12 protein-coding genes are annotated in these 17,691 nt (G+C 72.1%); 6 read left to right on the top strand and 6 right to left on the bottom strand.

The window, feature by feature from the left end; genetic code table 11:
- The first annotated feature begins 18 nt into the window (after positions 1-18).
- Complete coding sequence (gene aceB, locus ACIQ6R_RS33810) at positions 19-1,641, top strand: malate synthase A (RefSeq protein WP_404225607.1); 1,623 nt, start codon at positions 19-21, stop codon at positions 1,639-1,641.
- 71 nt (positions 1,642-1,712) lie between these two features.
- On the opposite strand, the gene ACIQ6R_RS33805 is transcribed toward aceB, so the two are convergent.
- On the bottom strand, positions 1,713-2,627 hold the full coding sequence (locus tag ACIQ6R_RS33805) for a HipA family kinase (protein WP_404225606.1): 915 nt from the start codon (positions 2,625-2,627) through the stop codon (positions 1,713-1,715).
- A 189-nt stretch (positions 2,628-2,816) separates the two neighbouring features.
- The gene (locus ACIQ6R_RS33800; protein WP_404225604.1) at positions 2,817-3,059 is read right to left on the bottom strand and encodes a DUF2254 family protein; all 243 of its coding nucleotides are present in this window, start codon (positions 3,057-3,059) and stop codon (positions 2,817-2,819) included.
- 354 nt (positions 3,060-3,413) lie between these two features.
- Here ACIQ6R_RS33800 and ACIQ6R_RS33795 point away from each other — a divergent pair, with 354 nt between their 5' ends.
- Positions 3,414-3,605: an alkyl sulfatase C-terminal domain-containing protein gene (locus tag ACIQ6R_RS33795; protein WP_404225601.1), complete on the top strand. Its 192-nt coding sequence runs from the start codon at positions 3,414-3,416 to the stop codon at positions 3,603-3,605.
- Positions 3,606-3,626: 21 nt separating this feature from the next.
- The gene (locus tag ACIQ6R_RS33790; RefSeq protein WP_404225599.1) at positions 3,627-4,856 is read left to right on the top strand and encodes a cation:proton antiporter; all 1,230 of its coding nucleotides are present in this window, start codon (positions 3,627-3,629) and stop codon (positions 4,854-4,856) included.
- Between the two features lie 148 nt (positions 4,857-5,004).
- Here the strand turns inward: ACIQ6R_RS33790 and ACIQ6R_RS33785 are convergent, their stop codons facing one another.
- From ACIQ6R_RS33785 to ACIQ6R_RS33770, 4 genes are all read right to left on the bottom strand, one after another.
- Entirely contained in the window at positions 5,005-6,102 is a 1,098-nt protein-coding gene (locus ACIQ6R_RS33785) for a methyltransferase domain-containing protein (protein WP_404225681.1), read from the bottom strand.
- 166 nt (positions 6,103-6,268) lie between these two features.
- The gene (locus ACIQ6R_RS33780) at positions 6,269-7,000 is read right to left on the bottom strand and encodes a hypothetical protein (protein WP_404225597.1); all 732 of its coding nucleotides are present in this window, start codon (positions 6,998-7,000) and stop codon (positions 6,269-6,271) included.
- A 31-nt stretch (positions 7,001-7,031) separates the two neighbouring features.
- Entirely contained in the window at positions 7,032-11,726 is a 4,695-nt protein-coding gene (locus ACIQ6R_RS33775; RefSeq protein ID WP_404225595.1) for an RHS repeat-associated core domain-containing protein, read from the bottom strand.
- A 575-nt stretch (positions 11,727-12,301) separates the two neighbouring features.
- Positions 12,302-13,840 (bottom strand): IucA/IucC family protein, encoded by a 1,539-nt coding sequence (locus tag ACIQ6R_RS33770; protein WP_404225593.1) that lies wholly within the window; start codon positions 13,838-13,840, stop codon positions 12,302-12,304.
- Positions 13,841-13,943: 103 nt separating this feature from the next.
- Here ACIQ6R_RS33770 and ACIQ6R_RS33765 point away from each other — a divergent pair, with 103 nt between their 5' ends.
- The 3 genes from ACIQ6R_RS33765 (at position 13,944) to ACIQ6R_RS33755 (ending at position 17,580) form a co-directional block, all read left to right on the top strand.
- Positions 13,944-15,443, top strand: coding sequence for an IucA/IucC family protein (locus ACIQ6R_RS33765; protein WP_404171871.1), 1,500 nt, complete (start codon positions 13,944-13,946; stop codon positions 15,441-15,443).
- Positions 15,444-15,505: 62 nt separating this feature from the next.
- Positions 15,506-16,771, top strand: a complete 1,266-nt coding sequence (locus tag ACIQ6R_RS33760; RefSeq protein ID WP_404225591.1) for a VWA domain-containing protein — start codon at positions 15,506-15,508, stop codon at positions 16,769-16,771.
- Positions 16,771-17,580 carry a hypothetical protein gene (locus tag ACIQ6R_RS33755; RefSeq protein ID WP_404225589.1) on the top strand — a complete coding sequence of 270 codons (810 nt, stop codon included), beginning with the start codon at positions 16,771-16,773 and terminating at the stop codon, positions 17,578-17,580. The genes ACIQ6R_RS33760 and ACIQ6R_RS33755 overlap by 1 nt, the downstream gene beginning before the upstream one ends.
- The last annotated feature ends 111 nt before the right edge of the window (positions 17,581-17,691 follow it).

Genomic DNA, 17,691 nt, shown 5'->3' with positions numbered 1-17,691 from the left:
TGAAGGAAGTGACAGCTCATGTCCGCACCAGCGCCGTCCACGCTGGCCATCGTCGACGCCGAGCCCCTGCCCCGGCAGGAGGAGGTCCTCACCGATGCGGCGCTCGCCTTCGTGGCCGAGCTGCACCGGCGGTTCACGCCCCGGCGTGACGAGCTCCTCGCCCGCCGTGCGGAGCGCCGCGCCGAGATCGCCCGCACCTGCACGCTCGACTTCCTCCCGGAGACGGCCGCGATCCGCGCGGACGACTCCTGGAAGGTGGCCCCCGCTCCGGACGCGCTCCAGGACCGTCGCGTCGAGATCACCGGCCCCACGGACCGCAAGATGACCATCAACGCCCTCAACTCGGGCGCGAAGGTCTGGCTCGCGGACTTCGAGGACGCCTCCGCACCGACCTGGGAGAACGTCGTCCTCGGTCAGCTCAACCTGGCCTCCGCCTACACCCGCACCATCGACTTCACGGACGAGCGCACCGGCAAGTCGTACGCCCTGCGCCCGGCCGAGGAGCTGGCGACGGTCGTCATGCGCCCCCGCGGCTGGCACCTCGACGAGCGCCACCTCCAGGTCGACGGCCGCCCGGTCCCCGGCGCGCTGGTCGACTTCGGCCTGTACTTCTTCCACAACGCCCGGCGTCTGCTGGACCTCGGCAAGGGCCCGTACTTCTACCTGCCGAAGACGGAGTCGCACCTTGAGGCCCGCCTCTGGAACGAGGTCTTCGTCTTCGCGCAGGACTACGTCGGCATCCCGCAGGGCACCGTCCGCGCCACCGTCCTGATCGAGACGATCACGGCCGCGTACGAGATGGAGGAGATCCTCTACGAGCTGCGCGACCACGCCTCCGGCCTGAACGCCGGCCGCTGGGACTACCTCTTCTCCATCGTCAAGAACTTCCGTGACGGCGGCGAGAAGTTCGTCCTGCCGGACCGCAACGCGGTGACGATGACCGCCCCGTTCATGCGCGCGTACACCGAACTCCTCGTCCGCACCTGCCACAAGCGCGGCGCGCACGCGATCGGCGGCATGGCGGCGTTCATCCCCTCGCGCCGGGACGCCGAGGTCAACAAGGTCGCCTTCGAGAAGGTCCGCGCGGACAAGGACCGCGAGGCCGGCGACGGCTTCGACGGCTCCTGGGTCGCCCACCCCGACCTGGTCCCGATCGCCATGGAGTCCTTCGACAAGGTCCTCGGCGACAGGCCGAACCAGAAGGACCGGCTGCGCGAGGACGTGGACGTCAAGGCGGCCGACCTGATCGCCGTCGACTCCCTGGACGCCAAGCCGACGTACGCGGGCCTGGTCAACGCCGTCCAGGTCGGCATCCGCTACATCGAGGCGTGGCTGCGCGGCCTCGGCGCCGTCGCCATCTTCAACCTGATGGAGGACGCGGCCACCGCCGAGATCTCCCGCTCGCAGATCTGGCAGTGGATCAACGCGGAGGTCGTCCTCGACAACGGCGAGCAGGTCACCGCCGAGCTGGCCCGCAAGGTCGCCGCCGAGGAGCTGGCGAACATCCGCGCCGAGATCGGCGACGAGGCCTTCGCGGCCGGCAACTGGCAGCAGGCCCACGATCTGCTGCTGACCGTCTCCCTCGACGAGGACTACGCCGACTTCCTGACGCTGCCGGCGTACGAGCAGCTGAAGGGCTGACGCCCGGCTCCGTTCGACGCACGACGCCCGCGCCCCCGGTACCGCACAGCACCGGGGGCGCGGTCGTGCGGTCAGCCCAGGTGCACTGTCCAGTCCTGCTCGGCGGGCGGCTTGCCGTGCAGGTCGGGTACGCGCTTGAGCCAGTCGGGACGGCCTCGCCGGGTGCGCGCGGCACGGGCGGCGTTCTCGGCGGCGAGTTCCTCGCGGGTCGGGAAGTCGGTGGGCAGCCAGTCCCGGGAGGCCCGGGCGCGCGCGTGCAGATAGCCGACGTAGGCGCCCCGGACCTCGTCCGGCGTGTCGAAGCCGGCCTCGCAGGTCAGCCAGGCCTCCGGCACCCGCGCCACCACCTCGCGCAGCAGCTCCTCCGTCACCTTCGGCGCCAGCTCGGCGTCGGCGGCGCGGACGTCCGGCGCGTAGTGGCCGAGGGCGTGGTGTCGGAAGTCGTACGCCTTGTCCGGGGCGGAGGCGTCCCAGCGGTGGTGGAAGACGAGGGCCGCCCCGTGGTCGATGAGCCACAGGCGCGGGGGCGCGGTGCCGAAGGTCGGCCAGACCATCAGGTTGGAGCTGTGCACCGTGCGGTCGACGTTCACGGTGAGGGCGTCCAGCCAGACGACGCGGCCCGCCTCACCCGCGTCGACCGGGAACACTTCCGCGACCTCGGGCGTGAAGTCGGCGCCACCCGACAGGCAGTCCATGCCGAGGTTGAGTCCCGCGCTGGCGTCCAGCAGGTCCCGCACCTCCTGGTGCGGTTCGTCGGCGGCGATCGCCGGGTCGAAGTGGGCGAGCACCAGCTCGGGCACCCGCAGCCCCAGCTCCCGCGCCAGCTCGCCGACGATCACCTCGGCGACCAGCGCCTTGCGGCCCTGCGCGGAGCCGGTGAACTTCACGACGTAGGTGCCGAGGTCGTCGGCCTCGACGACGCCGGGGACGGAGCCGCCGGAGCGCAGGGGCTCGACGTAGCGGGTGACGGTGACCTGTCTCAGCATTCCCGAAGCCAACCTGTCCTCTTGGCCTTGCTTTCCACGGCTGCCCTCCGGAGTGTCTCGGACCGGCATGGTGATCTCCCCGCCTCCCCGGCAGCACTTCGATGGCCGTCCGCCCCTTGCTCGCGGCGTCTGGCATGAAGGGGGCATCGTAACCGAGTGTGATCGGGTATCGGACGCGGAGCAGAGCGCTCAGGATCCGGGGGATCCGTGGGTCGGCCGAGCCGTACAGGAGCGTTTCGCCGAGGACGAGTGAGCCGAGGTCGGACCGATCAGGCGCCGGGCCGTGCACACGCGGCCGGCCTGGACTTCCGTGGTCGGGTCGTCGACCGCGGGCGACAGCGCCCTGATGGCGATGTCCGCGAGAAGACGGACCCCGTACGGGGCGTCCTGCTCCACAGTGCGGCTGGGGCCGAAGCGGATGCAGGCAGCCACCTGAAGGGCCGGTCGCCGCAACCGACGGCACGGGCGCTCGTGCGAGCCGGCGGGGAGCCGCCCGTGTGAGGCAGCCTGGCCGCCCTCGCGCGTAGCCGTACCCTCCGACGGCGTACGCCCGGTAGTCCGGGCCGGCCCGGCGGGCGAGAGTGGCAGTGGCCGCGCGTACCGACGGCCGCCGCACGCCGTTCGCGAGAGAGACGCCCATGTCCCGGAACACGGATCCCGAGCCGGCCGAGCCGGTGATCGCGGAGGCCGGCAAGGCGGTCCGCGAGCGGGGCGTCCTCGTCATCGGCCCGCTGCCGTGTGCCGAGACCGCTGCCGCGGGCCTCGCCCTGTATCGCGCCCACGGCGGTGACCGACCCGGACGTGGAGATCACCCTCGCCGAAACCACCCTGCGGCGCGCCGTCCTCCTCGGCGTCACAGCACCCGATGAACCGGCCGGACAGGCCGGTGTCACGATCGCCGGCGATCCGGAGAGGCTGTCCGCGCTCCTCGGCCACCTCAGCGCACCGGACCCCCACTTCGCCGTCGTCACCCCCTGACCCGGCGACCGGCGGCCGCTCATGACCCACCCCGGCACGCTGGTCCTCATCCTGGCGGTGGCCGTACTGGCGCCGCTCCTCGTCCACTTCACCGGGCGCCGGGCCCGCGTGCCGCTGGTCATTTTCGAGATCGCCCTCGGCATCCTCATCGGCCCTCAGGTACTGGGCTGGGCGCACCCCGACGAGGTCGTCGACACGCTCGCCGATCTCGGGCTGTCCATGCTGATCTTCCTGGCGGGCTACGAGATCGACTTCGCCGCCGTCCGCGGCGACACCCTGCGCCGGTCCCTGTGGGCCTGGCCGGTCTCACTCGTCCTCGGGATCGGGCTGGGCTTCCTCATCAGTGGGGGCGAGGTGTTCGAGGCGTTCGTCGTCGGCACCGCCTTGACCAGTACGGCCCTCGGCACGGTCCTGCCGATGCTCCGCGACCGGGGGGAACTGAAGGGCCGGTTCGGCACGGTGGTGTCGGCGTTCGGCGCGGTCGGCGAGTTCGGTCCCGTCGTCGCCATGGCGCTGCTGCTCAGCGGACGCCGGCCCGCCGAGTCCGCGGCCCTGCTCGCGGCGTTCGGGGTGATCACCGCGGCGGCCGTGTTCTGGGCGCTGCGCCCGCGGCCACCGTGGTTCGGTGAGCTGACCGAGCAGACCCTGCACAGCAGCGGGCAGTTCGCGGTCCGGTTCGTCATGCTGCTGCTGGCCTGCATGCTGGGCCTCGCCGAGGTCTTCGGTCTCGACGTACTGCTGGGCGCCTTCGCCGCCGGCGTCCTGACCCGGCTCGTCCTGCACCGGGCCGCCCCGGCGGCCGGCGGTGAGGTCCTCGGCAAGGTGGAGGCCATGGGCTTCGGGTTCCTCGTGCCGCTGTTCTACGTGGTCACCGGCATCGAGTTCGACCTCGACGCACTGCTCGACGACCCGGTCACCCTGCTGCTCGTGCCGGGCTTCCTGCTGCTGTGCCTGCTGGTGCGAGGCGGACCCGTGTACGTCCTCGCCCCGAAGGACCTGTCCCGGCCGGACCGGGCCGCCCTCGCGCTGTTCGCCTCCACCTGCCTGCCCCTCGTCGTCGCCATCACGACCATCGGCGTCGACCAGCGGATTCTGGGCACGGAACGGGCTGCCTCGCTGGTCGGCGCGGCGATGATCTCCGTGCTCGTCCTGCCCCTGCTCGCGATGCGGCTGCGGTCGGCACGCGGCGGGGCGGGCCGGGACGAGCCCCGGCCCGCCCCGAGGACAGCGGACGACACGGAGGCGTGGTGAGCGACGCGGACGCGCTCGGTCCGCGAAGACCTCGTGTGCCGGCGATGCACCCACCTCGTCGCCCCGTGGTGCGACGACGTCGGCCACGACCAGCGCAGGAGCAACCCGGGTCAGCCCGGACCGGTACCCATTCAAGCCCGGTGCCCAGTCAAGCTATGAGCAGGCGGAGGCCGAGGTCTGCCGTGTCGAGGTGGGCGAGGTCGCCGTTACGCTCAGCCCACCGGCCGGATTCGAGGTCGTCGCGGAGGCTTCGCACCGCCCGCTGCTCGGCGTCCGGCCCGACCCTCGTCCACACCGACATCGCACGGCGGACGTGATCCTCCAGATACGCCCCCGGTCGGCGCCAGTACGCCTCGAACAGGCCGTCAGCGCAGTCCCACGGGACGGGCACCGGCTCAGCGCGGGCGCCGATGGCGTCGGCCATCCCCGCAAGCGAGGGAAAGTCCGCGAGGACGGTGGCGAACTCGGGCAGGTAGTCGCGGGTAAGCCAGAACCGGTCCTGCCATCCGGGCTCGTCGGTGTCGAACGTCAGCACCACCACGCGGCGGGCCACGCGCCGCATCTCGCGCAGCCCCGCTATCGGGTCCCTCCAGTGGTGAACAGTGGAGACGGCCATCGCGACGTCGAAGGAGTGGTCCGCGAACGGCAGGCTCTCCGCGGCGGCGGCCACGCACGGCGCCGAGCCGGCAGGCCGCTGACGCCGCATGACCTCCGACGGCTCCACCGCGGTCACCTCGCGATCAGCCGGCTCGTAGGAGCCGGTGCCGGCCCCGACGTTCAACACCGTCCGCGCGTCCCCGAGCGCGTCCAGGATCTGTGCTGCGATCCGCGGCTCGGTACGCCGCGTCGCCGTGTAAGCGCCGCCGATCGCGTCGTACAGCCGTGCACCGAGCATCCCCAGTTGCTCCTCCGGTGTCACCTTCAGCCCTCTCTCCCGTGCCTCGAGTTCCCTGTCGATGGCCGCCACCATGGCGTCAGCACGATCACGCCGCTCCAGCAGGAGGCCACGCAGTCGGCGCAGGTGCGCGACCGCGTCGGTGGACGAGTCGCCGACCAGTTCCGCGACCTCCCGCAACCCGAAGCCCAGCCGCCGGTAGGCCAGCACTTCCCTCAGCCGCTCGACGTCACCCGCCGAGTAGGCCCGGTACCCACCCGCGGTCCGCGCCGACGGACGCACGAGCCCGATCTCGTCATAGTGATGCAGCGTGCGGACGCTCACGTCGGCCAGCTCGGCCACGCGCCCCACGGTCCAGTGATCTTCCACGGCACCGACTATGGAGCCTGACGTCACGTGAGGGTCAAGAGCCGCACCCATGCCCCGCGGGAGCCGACGCGGAGCCGTGACCGCACGTCGCGCTGCCGGTCGGAGTTCCATGGATCTGCTCGACCGGTGAGCGCGCCGCACCGGCGTGTTATCGAACGCTGGTGCGGGCAATGGCCCGCAGTCGGCCGGGGTCCACCGGTTCCCGCGTTGCGTCATGTGTCAGTTCGAGTCCGTCGTCGGTGCTCTCCGCCCGCCAGACGGCGCCGTGCCGGTTCTCCCACTCGACGAAGCTGCCGGGGGCGCCGTCGAGCAGTTCCAGCTCACGCACCAGCGTGTCCAGGGGGGCGAGTCCACGGGCGTCGCCCTTGCTCATGCTCTGGGTACGGGTGTTGTCGTAGCGCATCTTGACGAACGGCACCTCGGTACGGTCGAGCTTGTTCGGCTGGAGCATCTTGCGGAACCTGCCCCAGGCCTCTTCCTCGTTCTCCCTGCCGGAGATCTCACTGGCGTAGGCGGGGAAGACGGCATAGGTGACGGCGGACAGCTCGGGGTTCTCGGTGGCGTGGTAGCCGTGCACCTCGGAGGCCGCCACCCCCACGGTGTCGAACTCCGTCCCGTCGTGGTGGAAGTCGCCGATGGCCACCAGGGGCCGCCCCTTCCCCACGAAGGTGTCGTCATGGGCGCGCGCGTGGGCGAGCAGTGCCGAGACAAGGGCCTCGTCGTAGGGGCCTCGCACGTTGACCTGCAGGTTGTGCGCGCCGTCGGTGGAAAGTGCGGCGGTGAAGGTGAACATCGGGTTCGGCGACCATCGCCACGCGGAGGCCAGGCCGGGAACGGGAGCGGCGCCGGGCATGGCGGGCAGGACGGATCCAGGGTTCATCGGGGTGGCTCCTGTGCTCGAAGAGGGGGCCTCAGCTGCATGAGTAGAGGGTGGGGTGGACGTCCTGGCGGTAGGTGGCGTCCATGAGCGCACCGCCGCGGGAGTTCTCGCTTCTCGTCATGGGCTCCATGTTGTCGGGGTGGTTGTAGAAGTCGTTGCGGGTGGCCCGGTCGGAACGGTAGCCCGTCTGGTTCCAGTGATCGACCACCGGTGTCAGGTGCTCGTACGTGAGCTGGTCGAACGGGATGATCTCGCCCGCGGAGTTGCGCCAGGTCAGCTCGGACCGGGGAGTGCGTTCCATGATCTGACGGCCCTGGGAGTCGAGCCGTCCGGTGGGCCGCATCGGTGTGCCGCCCTGGGCGATGCCCTCGTCGGTCCATGCGGCGGCCATGGCGTCATGGGTGGACTGGCGATAGCTGCCGGGGTACTCGCTGTCGCGGTTGTGGGTCTGCGCGGGCGAGTTCGGGTCCCTCTCCCACCGGCCGCCCTGGCCGCGGACGCGGATGAGGCCCAGCGGGTCGAGGAGGAGGAGCGGGTTGGTGACGTAGGCGTAGTCGTTCGGGTCCGGGGCCAGGCCCAGCGGATCGGCGCTGACGTAGCGCGCGGTCTCCGGGTCGTAGTAGCGGAAGTAGTTGTAGTTCCAGCCGGTCTCGGCGTCCGCGTACTGGCCGGGGAAGCGCAGGGGGCAGTCGGCCTCCGAGGACGGGGACGGTACGCCGGTCGGTCGCCCCCAGGCCGTGAATCTGCGGTGCCAGACGATGCGGCCGTCCGGTGAGACGAGTTCGGTCGGCGTTCCGACGAGGTCGGTGACGATGGCGTAGAAGCGGGCGTCTATGTCGCCCGGGTCGCTGCCGTTTCCGCTGCCGCTGCCGCTGGCGTCCGCTGCCGGCCGTTCGCGGCCGCCGCTCACTGTCTGGGCGACCGGCCGGTGCGAACCCGGCGCGTAGTCCCAGGTGGTGACGGTGCCGTCGGTCTCGATCTGTTCGGCGAGGCGCGTTCCGTCCCAGCTGAACGTCGTCTCCTCCAGCACGTCCCCGGCGGTGCCGAGGCGCTGTTTGCCGACCCGTCGGCCGTCCGGATCGTAGGTGTAGCGCCACTCGGATCCGTCCGGCGTGACGGTCCGGACCAAGCGGTCCTCCGGGCTCCACCCGTAGTGGGAGGTGCGCCGCCCGCCACTGAGGAGACGGACGGTCTTGCGGATCAGGCGTCCCTGGCCGTCGTAGGTGAAGGTGGTGCGTCCGGCACGGTGCAGTCTGGTTCCGTCGAACTCACGCGGCTCCGGGTCCGCGGCGCCGGCGTGCGGGGAGGCGGCGACGAGGTTGCCCGCGCGGTCGTACCCGTACCTCTCCTCGCGGTCGGCGGTCCTGACCGCGGTCAGCCGGCCGACCGGATCCACGTCGAACCGGCGGCTCTCGCCGAGCAGCTCGTCGATCTCCCTGAGCGCCCCGTCGAGGTCGTACTCGTAGGTGCGGCGCTGGAGCAGCTCACCGCCCACGTCGCCGTCGCCCCGGCCCGGGGCGGTCACCGACTGCCCGGTCAGCCGGCCGGAGCCGTCCCAGTTCTGGTGGAGCACAGCTGCTGTACCGAGAGTCCTGCGGACCTCACGCTGGGCGGTGTCGTAGTCGAAGCGCAGTTCGCTGCCGGCACCGCTCAGGGTCTGCGGGTGGCCCGTCGCCTCGTACGTCCAGGTCGAGGTGATCCCCGAGGGAGTGCGTCGGCCGACGCGGCGGCCGAGGGCGTCGTAGGTGTAGGCGGTGGTCCGTCCGTTGACCGTCTCGGTCAGGGTGCGGCCCATGAGGTCGTAGGTGCGTTCGACCGTGGTGTCGCGGTTGGCCGCGCGAAGCAGTGAGCCGGCGCTGTCGTACTCGTAGGTGGTGACCTCGTCCGCGGTGCGGTACTGGCGTGGCCTGCCGAGCAGGTCCACGGTCACGTCCGTCGTCTGTCCGACGCCGTTGGTCCACGACGTACGCTGCCCGGCCGCGTCGTGGGTGTAGGTGAGCGTGCGGTCGTTGAAGTCCGTCTCCCGGACCAGGCGGTTGGCCGCGTCGTAGGCGTACTCCCAGGTGCGGCCGTCCGGGGCGTGCACACCGGTCAGGTTCAGTTCCGTGTCGTAGGCGAACGTGTAGCGGCGGCCGTCCGGTGTGCTGCGGGAGGTCGGCTGGTGGAAGTGGGTGAACCCGTACGTGGTGACCGCGCCGTTGCGGGCCGTGTGGGAGGCGAGGTTGCCTTCGCCGTCCCAGCTCCAGGCCTCCGTCGCGCCGTCCGGGAAGGTGCGCCACGAGGCCAGTCCTTCGACGGTCCAGCCGAATCGGTCGGTGGCGCCGGCGGCGTCGGCCACCGCGGTCACGCGTCCGAAGGAGTCGCGCCGCGCCCGGGTCGTCCGGCCCTCCGGGTCGGTGAGGGCCAGCGGCAGGCCGGCCGGGTCGGTCTGGATGTGCCGGGTGTGACCGAGCGCGTCGGTGACCGAGACGGGCCGCCCCATGGCGTCATAGCCGTAGCGGGTGGTCGCGCCGGACGGGTCGGTGACGGACAGGCGATTGCCTCGCTCGTCATAGGTGTAGCTCCAGAACGAACCGTCGGGGTCCGTGAGCCGGCGGGTGCGGCCTGCCTCGTCGTACTCGGCCCGGATCGAACTGAGGTCGGGCCGGACCACCTCGACCAGGTGACCGGCCGCGTCGAAGACCTGGCGAGTGGTGCGGCCCAGCGGGTCGGTCCAGGAGACCAGGCGTCCGTTCTCGTCCCACTCCCGGCGGGTCGAGGCTCCCAGGGGATCGGTGACCTGGACGAGTCGCAGACGCTCGTCGAACCGGTAGGTGGTGGCCCGGCCCAGGGAGTTCCGGTACGTGTTGACGCGCGCCGCGTCGTCGTAGGTGAGGGAGCAGTCCAGGAAGCCGTCCGCTCCCCTGCCGGCCGTGACCCGGTGCCGCTCGTCGTAGGTGTAGCGGTACCAGCCGCCGTTGCGGTCGGTCCAGCCGGTGATGCGGGACTCGGCGTCGTAGGTGAGCTGGAAGTCCCGTCCCTGCCCGTCGGAGACGGTGCGGAGATTGCCCTCCGCGTCGTAGCCGTAGCGTCGCACGACCGCCCACGGTGAGTGGGCTTCCGCGCCGTACCCGTCTTCCGGGGCACTGAGAACGCTCAGGGACGTGACCCGGCCCTGCTCCGTGGCGATGGCCACCCGGTAGCCGCCCGAGTGGCGCATTTCGGCGAGGACGCCCGCCTCGTCGTAGCGGAAGTCGATGCGGTGACCGTTGCGGTCGGTGATCGCGGCGAGGGGCAGGGTGTAAGCGGGGGTGCCGGCGTCGGGCCGCGCACCGGGAGCGAAGTGGTGCGTGCGTCCGGTCTCGTCGTCGTGGACGGTGATCGTGCCTCCGTCGTCACCGGTCCACGTCAACGGCCGTCGAGGCCCCTCCAGCGGCAGGATCGCGGTGCCGGGCGCGGGAATCGGATAGGCCAGGAGCATGCCGTCCTCGCTCGCGAACACCACCCCCTGATCGTCTATCTCCAGGCGCTGGTCCAGCGTCGAGGCCCAACTCGGCCCGAAGCAGCGTCCCCAGCGGTAGGTGGAGACGTGGGTGCGCCGGACGATCAGAGGCAGGAGCCCGCCGAGTTGCAGGTCCACCTGCTCCATGAGCATCTCGCCGGACACCATGTCGATCGGGTCGCCGCCCCGGCACCGGCCCTTGTAGGGCTTGGCTTTCGCCAGAAGGTCCTTGGCCCCGGAGCGCAGCGTCTTCAGGCCGCCCCGCACGGCGGTGGCCATCCCCTTCATGCCCTTGGCGATGGCGCCGAGGGAGGTGAGGCCCTTGACTCCGGGTATGCAGTCCAGGGCCGCCAACCCCACGTCCCACAGGGACGCCTGTCCTTTCCGGTATTTGTTGAGGGTGTCGGCAAGGACGACGAGTGCGGCCACGACGACGATCGCGGCGAGGATCGGCCCGCCGATGATCATCGCGACGATTCCGACGACCGCGACGACGACCTTGCATACCGCGACGATCGAGTCCCAGTTGTCGGTGAACCAGTCGCCGACGTCCTCCCACCACGACCGGTTCTGGATACCGGCGTCCGACGCCTCGTCGATCTTGTTCTTGGCGTCGCGGGCGGCATCCTCGCGTATCTTGCGCGCGTCCTCGGCCATCTTCTTCGCCGCGTCCAGCGCGCTCTGGGCGGAGTCGACGGCCGACTGGGCGTTGGTCCGGGCGGTCTTGGCGTGCTGGACGTCACGGGTGGCGGCGCGGACCTTGCCCTCGTCCGGCTTGTCCGCGTCCGACTTGCTGCCCGTCGGGTCGTCCTTGTACTTGTCGGCCTCCTTCGACGCCCGCGTCACCCAGGAATCGGCCGAGGACAGCTTCGACTGCGCCGAGGACAGGTCTTCGCGGGCCTCCCGTGCCTTGACCAGGGCCTTGTCGGCCAGGGCCTGCGCCCGCTCCAGCTTCGGCCAGAAGTCGGCGAGGGCGTCGCCGCACATGCCGTAGGACTTCTCGAGCTTCTTCAGGTTCTTCGGTACGCCCGAGAACTCCTCCTTGAAGACGGTGGCCGACTTGCCCGCCCACTCCGCGAGCGTGGACTCCCCCGCCATGCCCTTCACCAGACGCAACGCGTCCGACACGTCGTCCGCGAAGTCGTGCAGGGTCTTGGCGAGCGTGCGTACCCGTTGCGGGTCGCCGGGGGTCGGGTCCTTGTCCAGGTCCAGGACATGCCAATCCGTCGGCCTGTGGCCCACCATCACGCAACCCCCGTCGACACCTGCCGGTGACATCAACAACTCATGTGCACGCGTGAACTTACTAGGCACAGAAGTTCGAGGAGAAGGGGCTCCTTGCGGCCGGAGCCACCGCTTCGCACAGGCCGTGTCCGGGAGGGCCGGTCAGCACGGCGGTGTCGTGCGGGCAGGCTGGGCCGAGTACTTGGGAGCCGGGGTGACGGGGGATCAGTCCAGTGCGGGTCAGGTGTGCCGGGGTCGCTGTGGGTCTACAGGCGGAGACTGGTTCGCCGTCCCCGCGGGTGCGGGGAGCAGACTGATCGACCTAGGGTTCTATGGGCCACGAGGCCGCGTTCCAGCGACTCGCACAGATTTCGGCGAACAGGGACCTGGGTGGCGTGGAATCGAGTGACGTCGATCCGTGGGCCCCGGCGAAGACGTGTGGGGCACGGTGGTCCAGGCGTCCGGCGCGACGCGCCCGATGCGGCGGCATCGGCGGCCGAGCGCGGACCTGATGGACTCACGGTATGACGACACTGCCGCGCCCGATCCGCCTCTCGCGCCGCCTGAGTCTCCGTCTTGATCCAGGCCGCCGGCGCTCACGCCCCGCGCAGGGGGTTGGGCAGCGGCCGGTAGCGGGCGGCGGCGCCGTCCGCGCCGGTCCAGCGCAGCAGGAGGTTGGTCTTGCCGGGGAGGGTGGACGAGGCGAGGAGGGCGGGGATCTCGGGCAGGTCGTCGTGGCCGGCCAGGGCGTCGCGGGCGGCGGGCCACGGGTCGAGGCCGGGGTGGTGCTCGACCAGGGCGGCGGCGGTCTCGCAGAGGTGGTTGACGACCAGGCAGTACACCAGCCGTTCCCAGCCGGCCGCCCGGGAGGTGTCCGGCAGCAGCTTGACGCCCTCGGCGTCCCGGAACAGGGCCTGTACCGGTGTGCCGCCGGGGTCCACGGCGATCAGCGTGTTCTGCAGGTGTGCCTCCAGGACGACGCCGTCGTCGGCGAAGGCGGTCAGCACGGGTGGGACGACGGCGGCCAGGTAGGCCTCCCACCAGGCCGCCGGGTCCGTGGCGCCCTCCAGCGGGCTGCCCGGGAAGCCCTCGACGAGTGCGGCGGCGAGGAGCGGGGTCGCGTCGGACAGCACGCGGTCCCGCAGTCCGTCGCGGACCACGACGGCCAGCTCCTCGAAGGCGAAGTCCGCGGTGCGGTAACCGCGGTCGCCGAGCCAGGCCGCCGGGGACCCGATGGCGGCGAAGGCCTCGGTGACCGCCGTGTCGGTGCGGCGCAGCCTCATCAGGTCGTGGCGCCACAGGCGGCGGATGTCGTTGGTGATGCGTACGTCGAGGCTGAACTTGAGGAACAGGTCGCGCCCCGGGAGGTAGTCGGGGGCGTACACCGTGCGGATCGCGGCGGTCGGCCAGGCAGGGAAGACGGTCGTGCCCAGGTGGACGAGGCGGCCGTCGGCGAGGGCCGGGGCCAGGGCGCTTCCGGTGAGGTCGAGCTGCCAGGGGTGGGCCGGGAGCAGCCGGTAGCCGGGCGGGGCCTCGCCCAGGGCGTCCAGGGCGGCGGTGTCGCCCTCGTCGACGACCGTGTCCTCGCGCACGCCGAGCAGCGGCAGCGTGAAACGGGCGTGCGCCTCGGGCGCGTACGGCAGCCAGTCCGCGTGCGGGCCACCGCCGCGCGCCTTGGGGGCGGGGTGGTGGGTGTGGCCGGTGAGCAGGGACTGCTCGGAGCGGAGGTACGGGTCCTCGGGCGGGGTCGCACGCGCGCGTGCCGTCAGCAGCGCGGCCACCGCGTCCCGGCTGTCGGTCATCTCGGTGGGCAGTTCGTGGTTGGGCAGACCCGTGTGCCGGCGCAGCTCCTCCGCGACGAGTTTCACCAGCTCGGTGTGGCCGACGCGGTGCCAGCGGCCCGCCGCGCGCACCTCCGGCTCGGCGGGGCGCCGGCCTCCGCGCACGCGCAGCAGTCTGCCGCCGGGCAGCCGGTACACCGGCCGGGTGCCGGGGCCCGGCAGCGGTTCGGCGACCTCGCGCAGCAGGCAGTTCAGCAGCGGCACCGCCGCATAGGCGTCGGCACGTTCCGCGGCGCCGTCCGGGGAGGCGGCGTCGGCGCCGGTGGGCGGGGGCAGGAGATCCACGCGTTCCACTCGTTCCCTACGGTCTGTCCATGGCGGAGATGGCGGGGACGATCAGTATGTCTGTCGTCGCCCGTGTGCCGTGACGTCCTACTCGTACCCGAGGAGCCCGCCCGTGCATCGTCCCCCCAGCGCAGAGGCCGAGGTCGCCGACGAGCTGGCGGCCGTCCGCCCCGGTCTGGTCGACCGGTTCACGGCCGAGCTGCCCGGTGCCCGCGCGGCCGTGCTGTCCCGGCTGTGGCGCGCGTTCGCCCATGAACCACTGCCGTGGATCGCCGGCCGGGAGCCCGCCGGGGAGGGACTGGTCCTGTGCCTTCGGGACGGCCGCCTGCTGGCCGGTCCGGCCGCCGACCCGTACCGCACGGACGGTTACGTCCGCGTCGTACGGCTCGACGAGGTCCCGTACGGCGATCCGGCGCGGCTGGTGACGGACCTCGCCGTACCGCACTCGGCGGGGTTCGCGGCCGAACTCGGGCACAGCGTCGCGTCCTTGGCGCTGTCCCGGGCGGGGCGTGAGGTTCACCCGGACGAGTGGCCGGACAGCGACTGGGCCTGGGAGCAGCGGGTGGTCGACGGGCATCCGTACCACCCGGGCTGCCGTTCCCGACCGGGCTTCTCGGTGGCGGAGCAGCTCGCGTACGGTCCCGAGCACGGGCCGGTGGTGGGGCTGGGGCTGGTGCCGGTCCCGGCGGCCGAGTGCCTGATGACGGGCGGGTGGCCGCGGGAACTGCGCGACGGGGCGGACGTACTGCTGCCCGTGCACCCGTGGCAGGCCGCGCACGTGCTGGAGCGGCCGTGCGACGGACAGCTCGCCGCCCACCCGCTGATGTCGCTGCGCACGCTCGCCGTGCCCGGCGGACCGCACGTCAAGACCGCGCTGAGCACCCGGCTGACGTCCTCCGTACGGGACATCTCGGTCGCCTCGATCGCCGCGTCGGCGACCCTGTCGTCGTTCGGCGAGGATCTGGCGGCCCGCACGGACGGCCTGCTGCACGTCACCCGCACGCTGGGCGCGGCCACCGCCCACTCCCCCGACCTGGCCGCCGTACTGCGCGAGTCTCCGCAGGCGTACGCGGCGCCGGGCGAGTACGTCGTACCGGTGGCCGCGCTGGCGACCACCGGGCTGCCCCGCTCGCCGGCGTGGCTGGCCTCCTTCGCGCGTCTCGCGCTCACCGTCGGACTGCGCACGCTGGAACTGGGCGTGGCCCTGGAGGCACACGGCCAGAACCTCCTCGTCGTGCTGTCCCCGGCGGGCGATCCGCTGCGCCTGGTCTACCGCGACCTGGCCGACATCCGCGTCAGCCCGGCCCGACTCTCACGGCACGGCGTCGACGCCCCGGACCTGCCCGCCCGGATGCTCACCGACGACCCGCCGGGGCTGCGCCGCAAGCTGTTCGGCTCGTTGGTGGGAGGGGCGCTGGCGGCGACGGCGGGCTCGGGTGCGGCGCTGCGGGACGCGATGGAGGCGGCCGTGGACGAACTGCCGCGCACGGCGGACGTCGTGGCGCTGTGCGGGGAGCCGTTGCCGGTGAAGGCCCTGACGTCGATGCGTACTTCGTCGGGCGGCGCCGGGGACCTGTGGGCGGAGTTGCCCAATCCGCTGCATGGGAAGTGAAGTCGGGGCGTCGTCGAGGTCTCGTTTTGGAGCCCGGCACCACTGATCAATAAGATCCGCCGATGATCACAAGAACACGGTCGGCGGCGGGTGCCTGTGCCCTGCTCGCCGCGCTGACGGCCGGGATCGCCTTCCCGGCCGGAGCGGCCGCCGGTGAACCCACGGGCGAGGACGCGCCGAAGGTCAACCTGGTGCTCGACGTCAGCGGTTCGATGCGGACGCGGGACATCGACGGCGGTACGCGGATGGCCGCGGCGAAGCAGGCGTTCAACGAGGTGCTCGACGCGACGCCCGAGGAGGTGCGGCTCGGGATCCGGACCCTGGGCGCCGACTATCCGGGGGACGACCGCAAGACCGGCTGCAAGGACACCGCGCAGCTCTACCCGGTCGGCCCCCTGGACCGCACCGAGGCCAAGACGGCGGTGGCGACGCTGGCACCCACCGGCTGGACGCCGATCGGCCCCGCGCTGCTGGAGGCGGCCGACGACCTCGACGGCGGCGACGGTTCCAAGCGCATCGTGCTGATCAGTGACGGCGAGGACACCTGCGCCCCGCTCGACCCGTGCGAGGTGGCCCGGGAGATCGCCGCCAAGGGCATCGGGCTGACCATCGACACGCTGGGGCTGGTCCCCAACGCCAAGATGCGGCAGCAGCTCAGCTGTATCGCCGAGGCGACCGGCGGGACGTACGCCTCGGTCGAGCACACCGACGAACTCACCGACAGGGTGAACCAGTTGGTGGACCGCGCGGCCGACCCGGTGGTGACCCCGGTCGCCACCGAGGGCGCGGACGCGTGCGCGAAGGCGCCGACGCTGGAGTCGGGGCTGTACACCGACCGCGAGGAGTTCGGTAAGCAGCGCTGGTACCGGGTGGACGTGGAGCCGGGCCAGGAGCTGCGCGCCTCGGTGAGCGTGGGTGCCGACCGCGCCGTGAACCCCCCCTACGGGGTGCTGCTGCGGGCGGTGACGGTGCACGGCCGGGAGATCGTGCGCGGCGAGGCGGCGGGCAACGGCCGTACCGATGTGCTCTCCACGGGGCTGCGGTATCCGAAGGCGGAGAGCGACGAGGAGGACGCCCCGGCCGAGACCGTGTGTCTCCAGGTCACCAACTCCTTCTCCGTCGCCGCCGGTGTGCAGACCACGCCCGGACTGCCGCTGGAGCTGACCGTCGACGTCGTGGACGGTCCGAGCGACGCCGGTGACGTGGCCTCCTTCGGCCTCGGTCGCGGCTGGTGGCTGCTCGGCGCGCTGATCCTGGCCGGGTTCCTCGCCGGTCTGCTGTGGGGCTGGCTCTCACGCTGGCGGTTCGCGGTCTGGAGGACCAACTGATGCGTTCGATACGAGTGCTGGGCGCCGTCGCGCTCTTGCTCGGCCTCGCCGTCTCCCCCGCGGTGGCCGACTCCTCGCCCTCCGCGAGCCCGTCGGACGACACCGGCGCGCCGACCGAGGCGGGCACGGCCTTCCGTACGGCGACCGAGATCGAGCAGGGCCGGCAGGCCACGGCGAACGGCTCGGCCGGTGACTACCTGTACTGGTCGTTCCCGGCCGACGCCGGGCAGCGCCCCACCGTCAAGGCCACGGTGAAGCTGCCCGAGACGCACGCCGCCGAGACCTGGCGGATCGACGTGTACGACGGTCTGCGCCGCCGCCAGGCCTGTCAGTACGGCGCGCAGTCCCGCACCGCGGCGGCGGGCACCTCCTCCGTGGAGCTGGCCTGCGTGCTGCGCACGGTCCGCGCGTGGTCGGAGCCGTGGGCCAACGATCCATTGCCGGGGACGTACTACATCCGGCTGACGGCGGTGGACCTCCCGACGTCGGACCTGGGCGTCCCGGTCTCCGCCGGGGTCCAGGTGGACTCGAAGGACATCGGCGGAGCGGCGGCGGTGGACGGTTCGCTGGCCGAGCCTCTGGTGCCGGGCGTGGCGGTGAGGTCCGGCGCGGACGAGGAGGACTCGGAGCGCGGCGCGGTGCTGTCCGCGATCGAGCCCGATGACGGCTGGTCCTCCGGCTGGTGGTCCGACCGGTGGGTGTGGACCGGGATCGGCGGTGTGCTGGCCGCACTGGCGGGCATCGGCGGATACGCGCTGACCCGCGGGGCGGGACGGGGGCGGCCGGGGCGGGTGCCGCCGGGCGTCTGACGCCTCCCCGGAAGGCCCGACCGAACCGGGAAAGGCCCGCCGCCCCGAAAGGACCGACCGAACCGGAGAAGGCCGGCCGCCCCGAAAGGACCGACCGAACCGGAGAAGGCC

It is taken from the genome of Streptomyces sp. NPDC096048, from assembly GCF_044763415.1.
Lineage (GTDB): Bacteria > Actinomycetota > Actinomycetes > Streptomycetales > Streptomycetaceae > Streptomyces.
Note: the sequence above shows the minus strand (reverse complement) of the source record. Positions and strands in the feature narration are given on the sequence as shown.

Bases quoted from the DNA above. Each gene is read 5' to 3' on its own strand.
- aceB (WP_404225607.1), top strand. From the start codon at position 19: ATGTCCGCACCAGCGCCGTCCACGCTGGCCATCGTCGACGCCGAGCCC.
- ACIQ6R_RS33805 (WP_404225606.1), bottom strand. From the start codon at position 2,627: ATGCTGAGACAGGTCACCGTCACCCGCTACGTCGAGCCCCTGCGCTCC.
- ACIQ6R_RS33790 (WP_404225599.1), top strand. From the start codon at position 3,627: ATGACCCACCCCGGCACGCTGGTCCTCATCCTGGCGGTGGCCGTACTG.
- ACIQ6R_RS33780 (WP_404225597.1), bottom strand. From the start codon at position 7,000: ATGAACCCTGGATCCGTCCTGCCCGCCATGCCCGGCGCCGCTCCCGTT.
- ACIQ6R_RS33775 (WP_404225595.1), bottom strand. From the start codon at position 11,726: ATGGTGGGCCACAGGCCGACGGATTGGCATGTCCTGGACCTGGACAAG.
- ACIQ6R_RS33760 (WP_404225591.1), top strand. From the start codon at position 15,506: ATGATCACAAGAACACGGTCGGCGGCGGGTGCCTGTGCCCTGCTCGCC.
- ACIQ6R_RS33755 (WP_404225589.1), top strand. From the start codon at position 16,771: ATGCGTTCGATACGAGTGCTGGGCGCCGTCGCGCTCTTGCTCGGCCTC.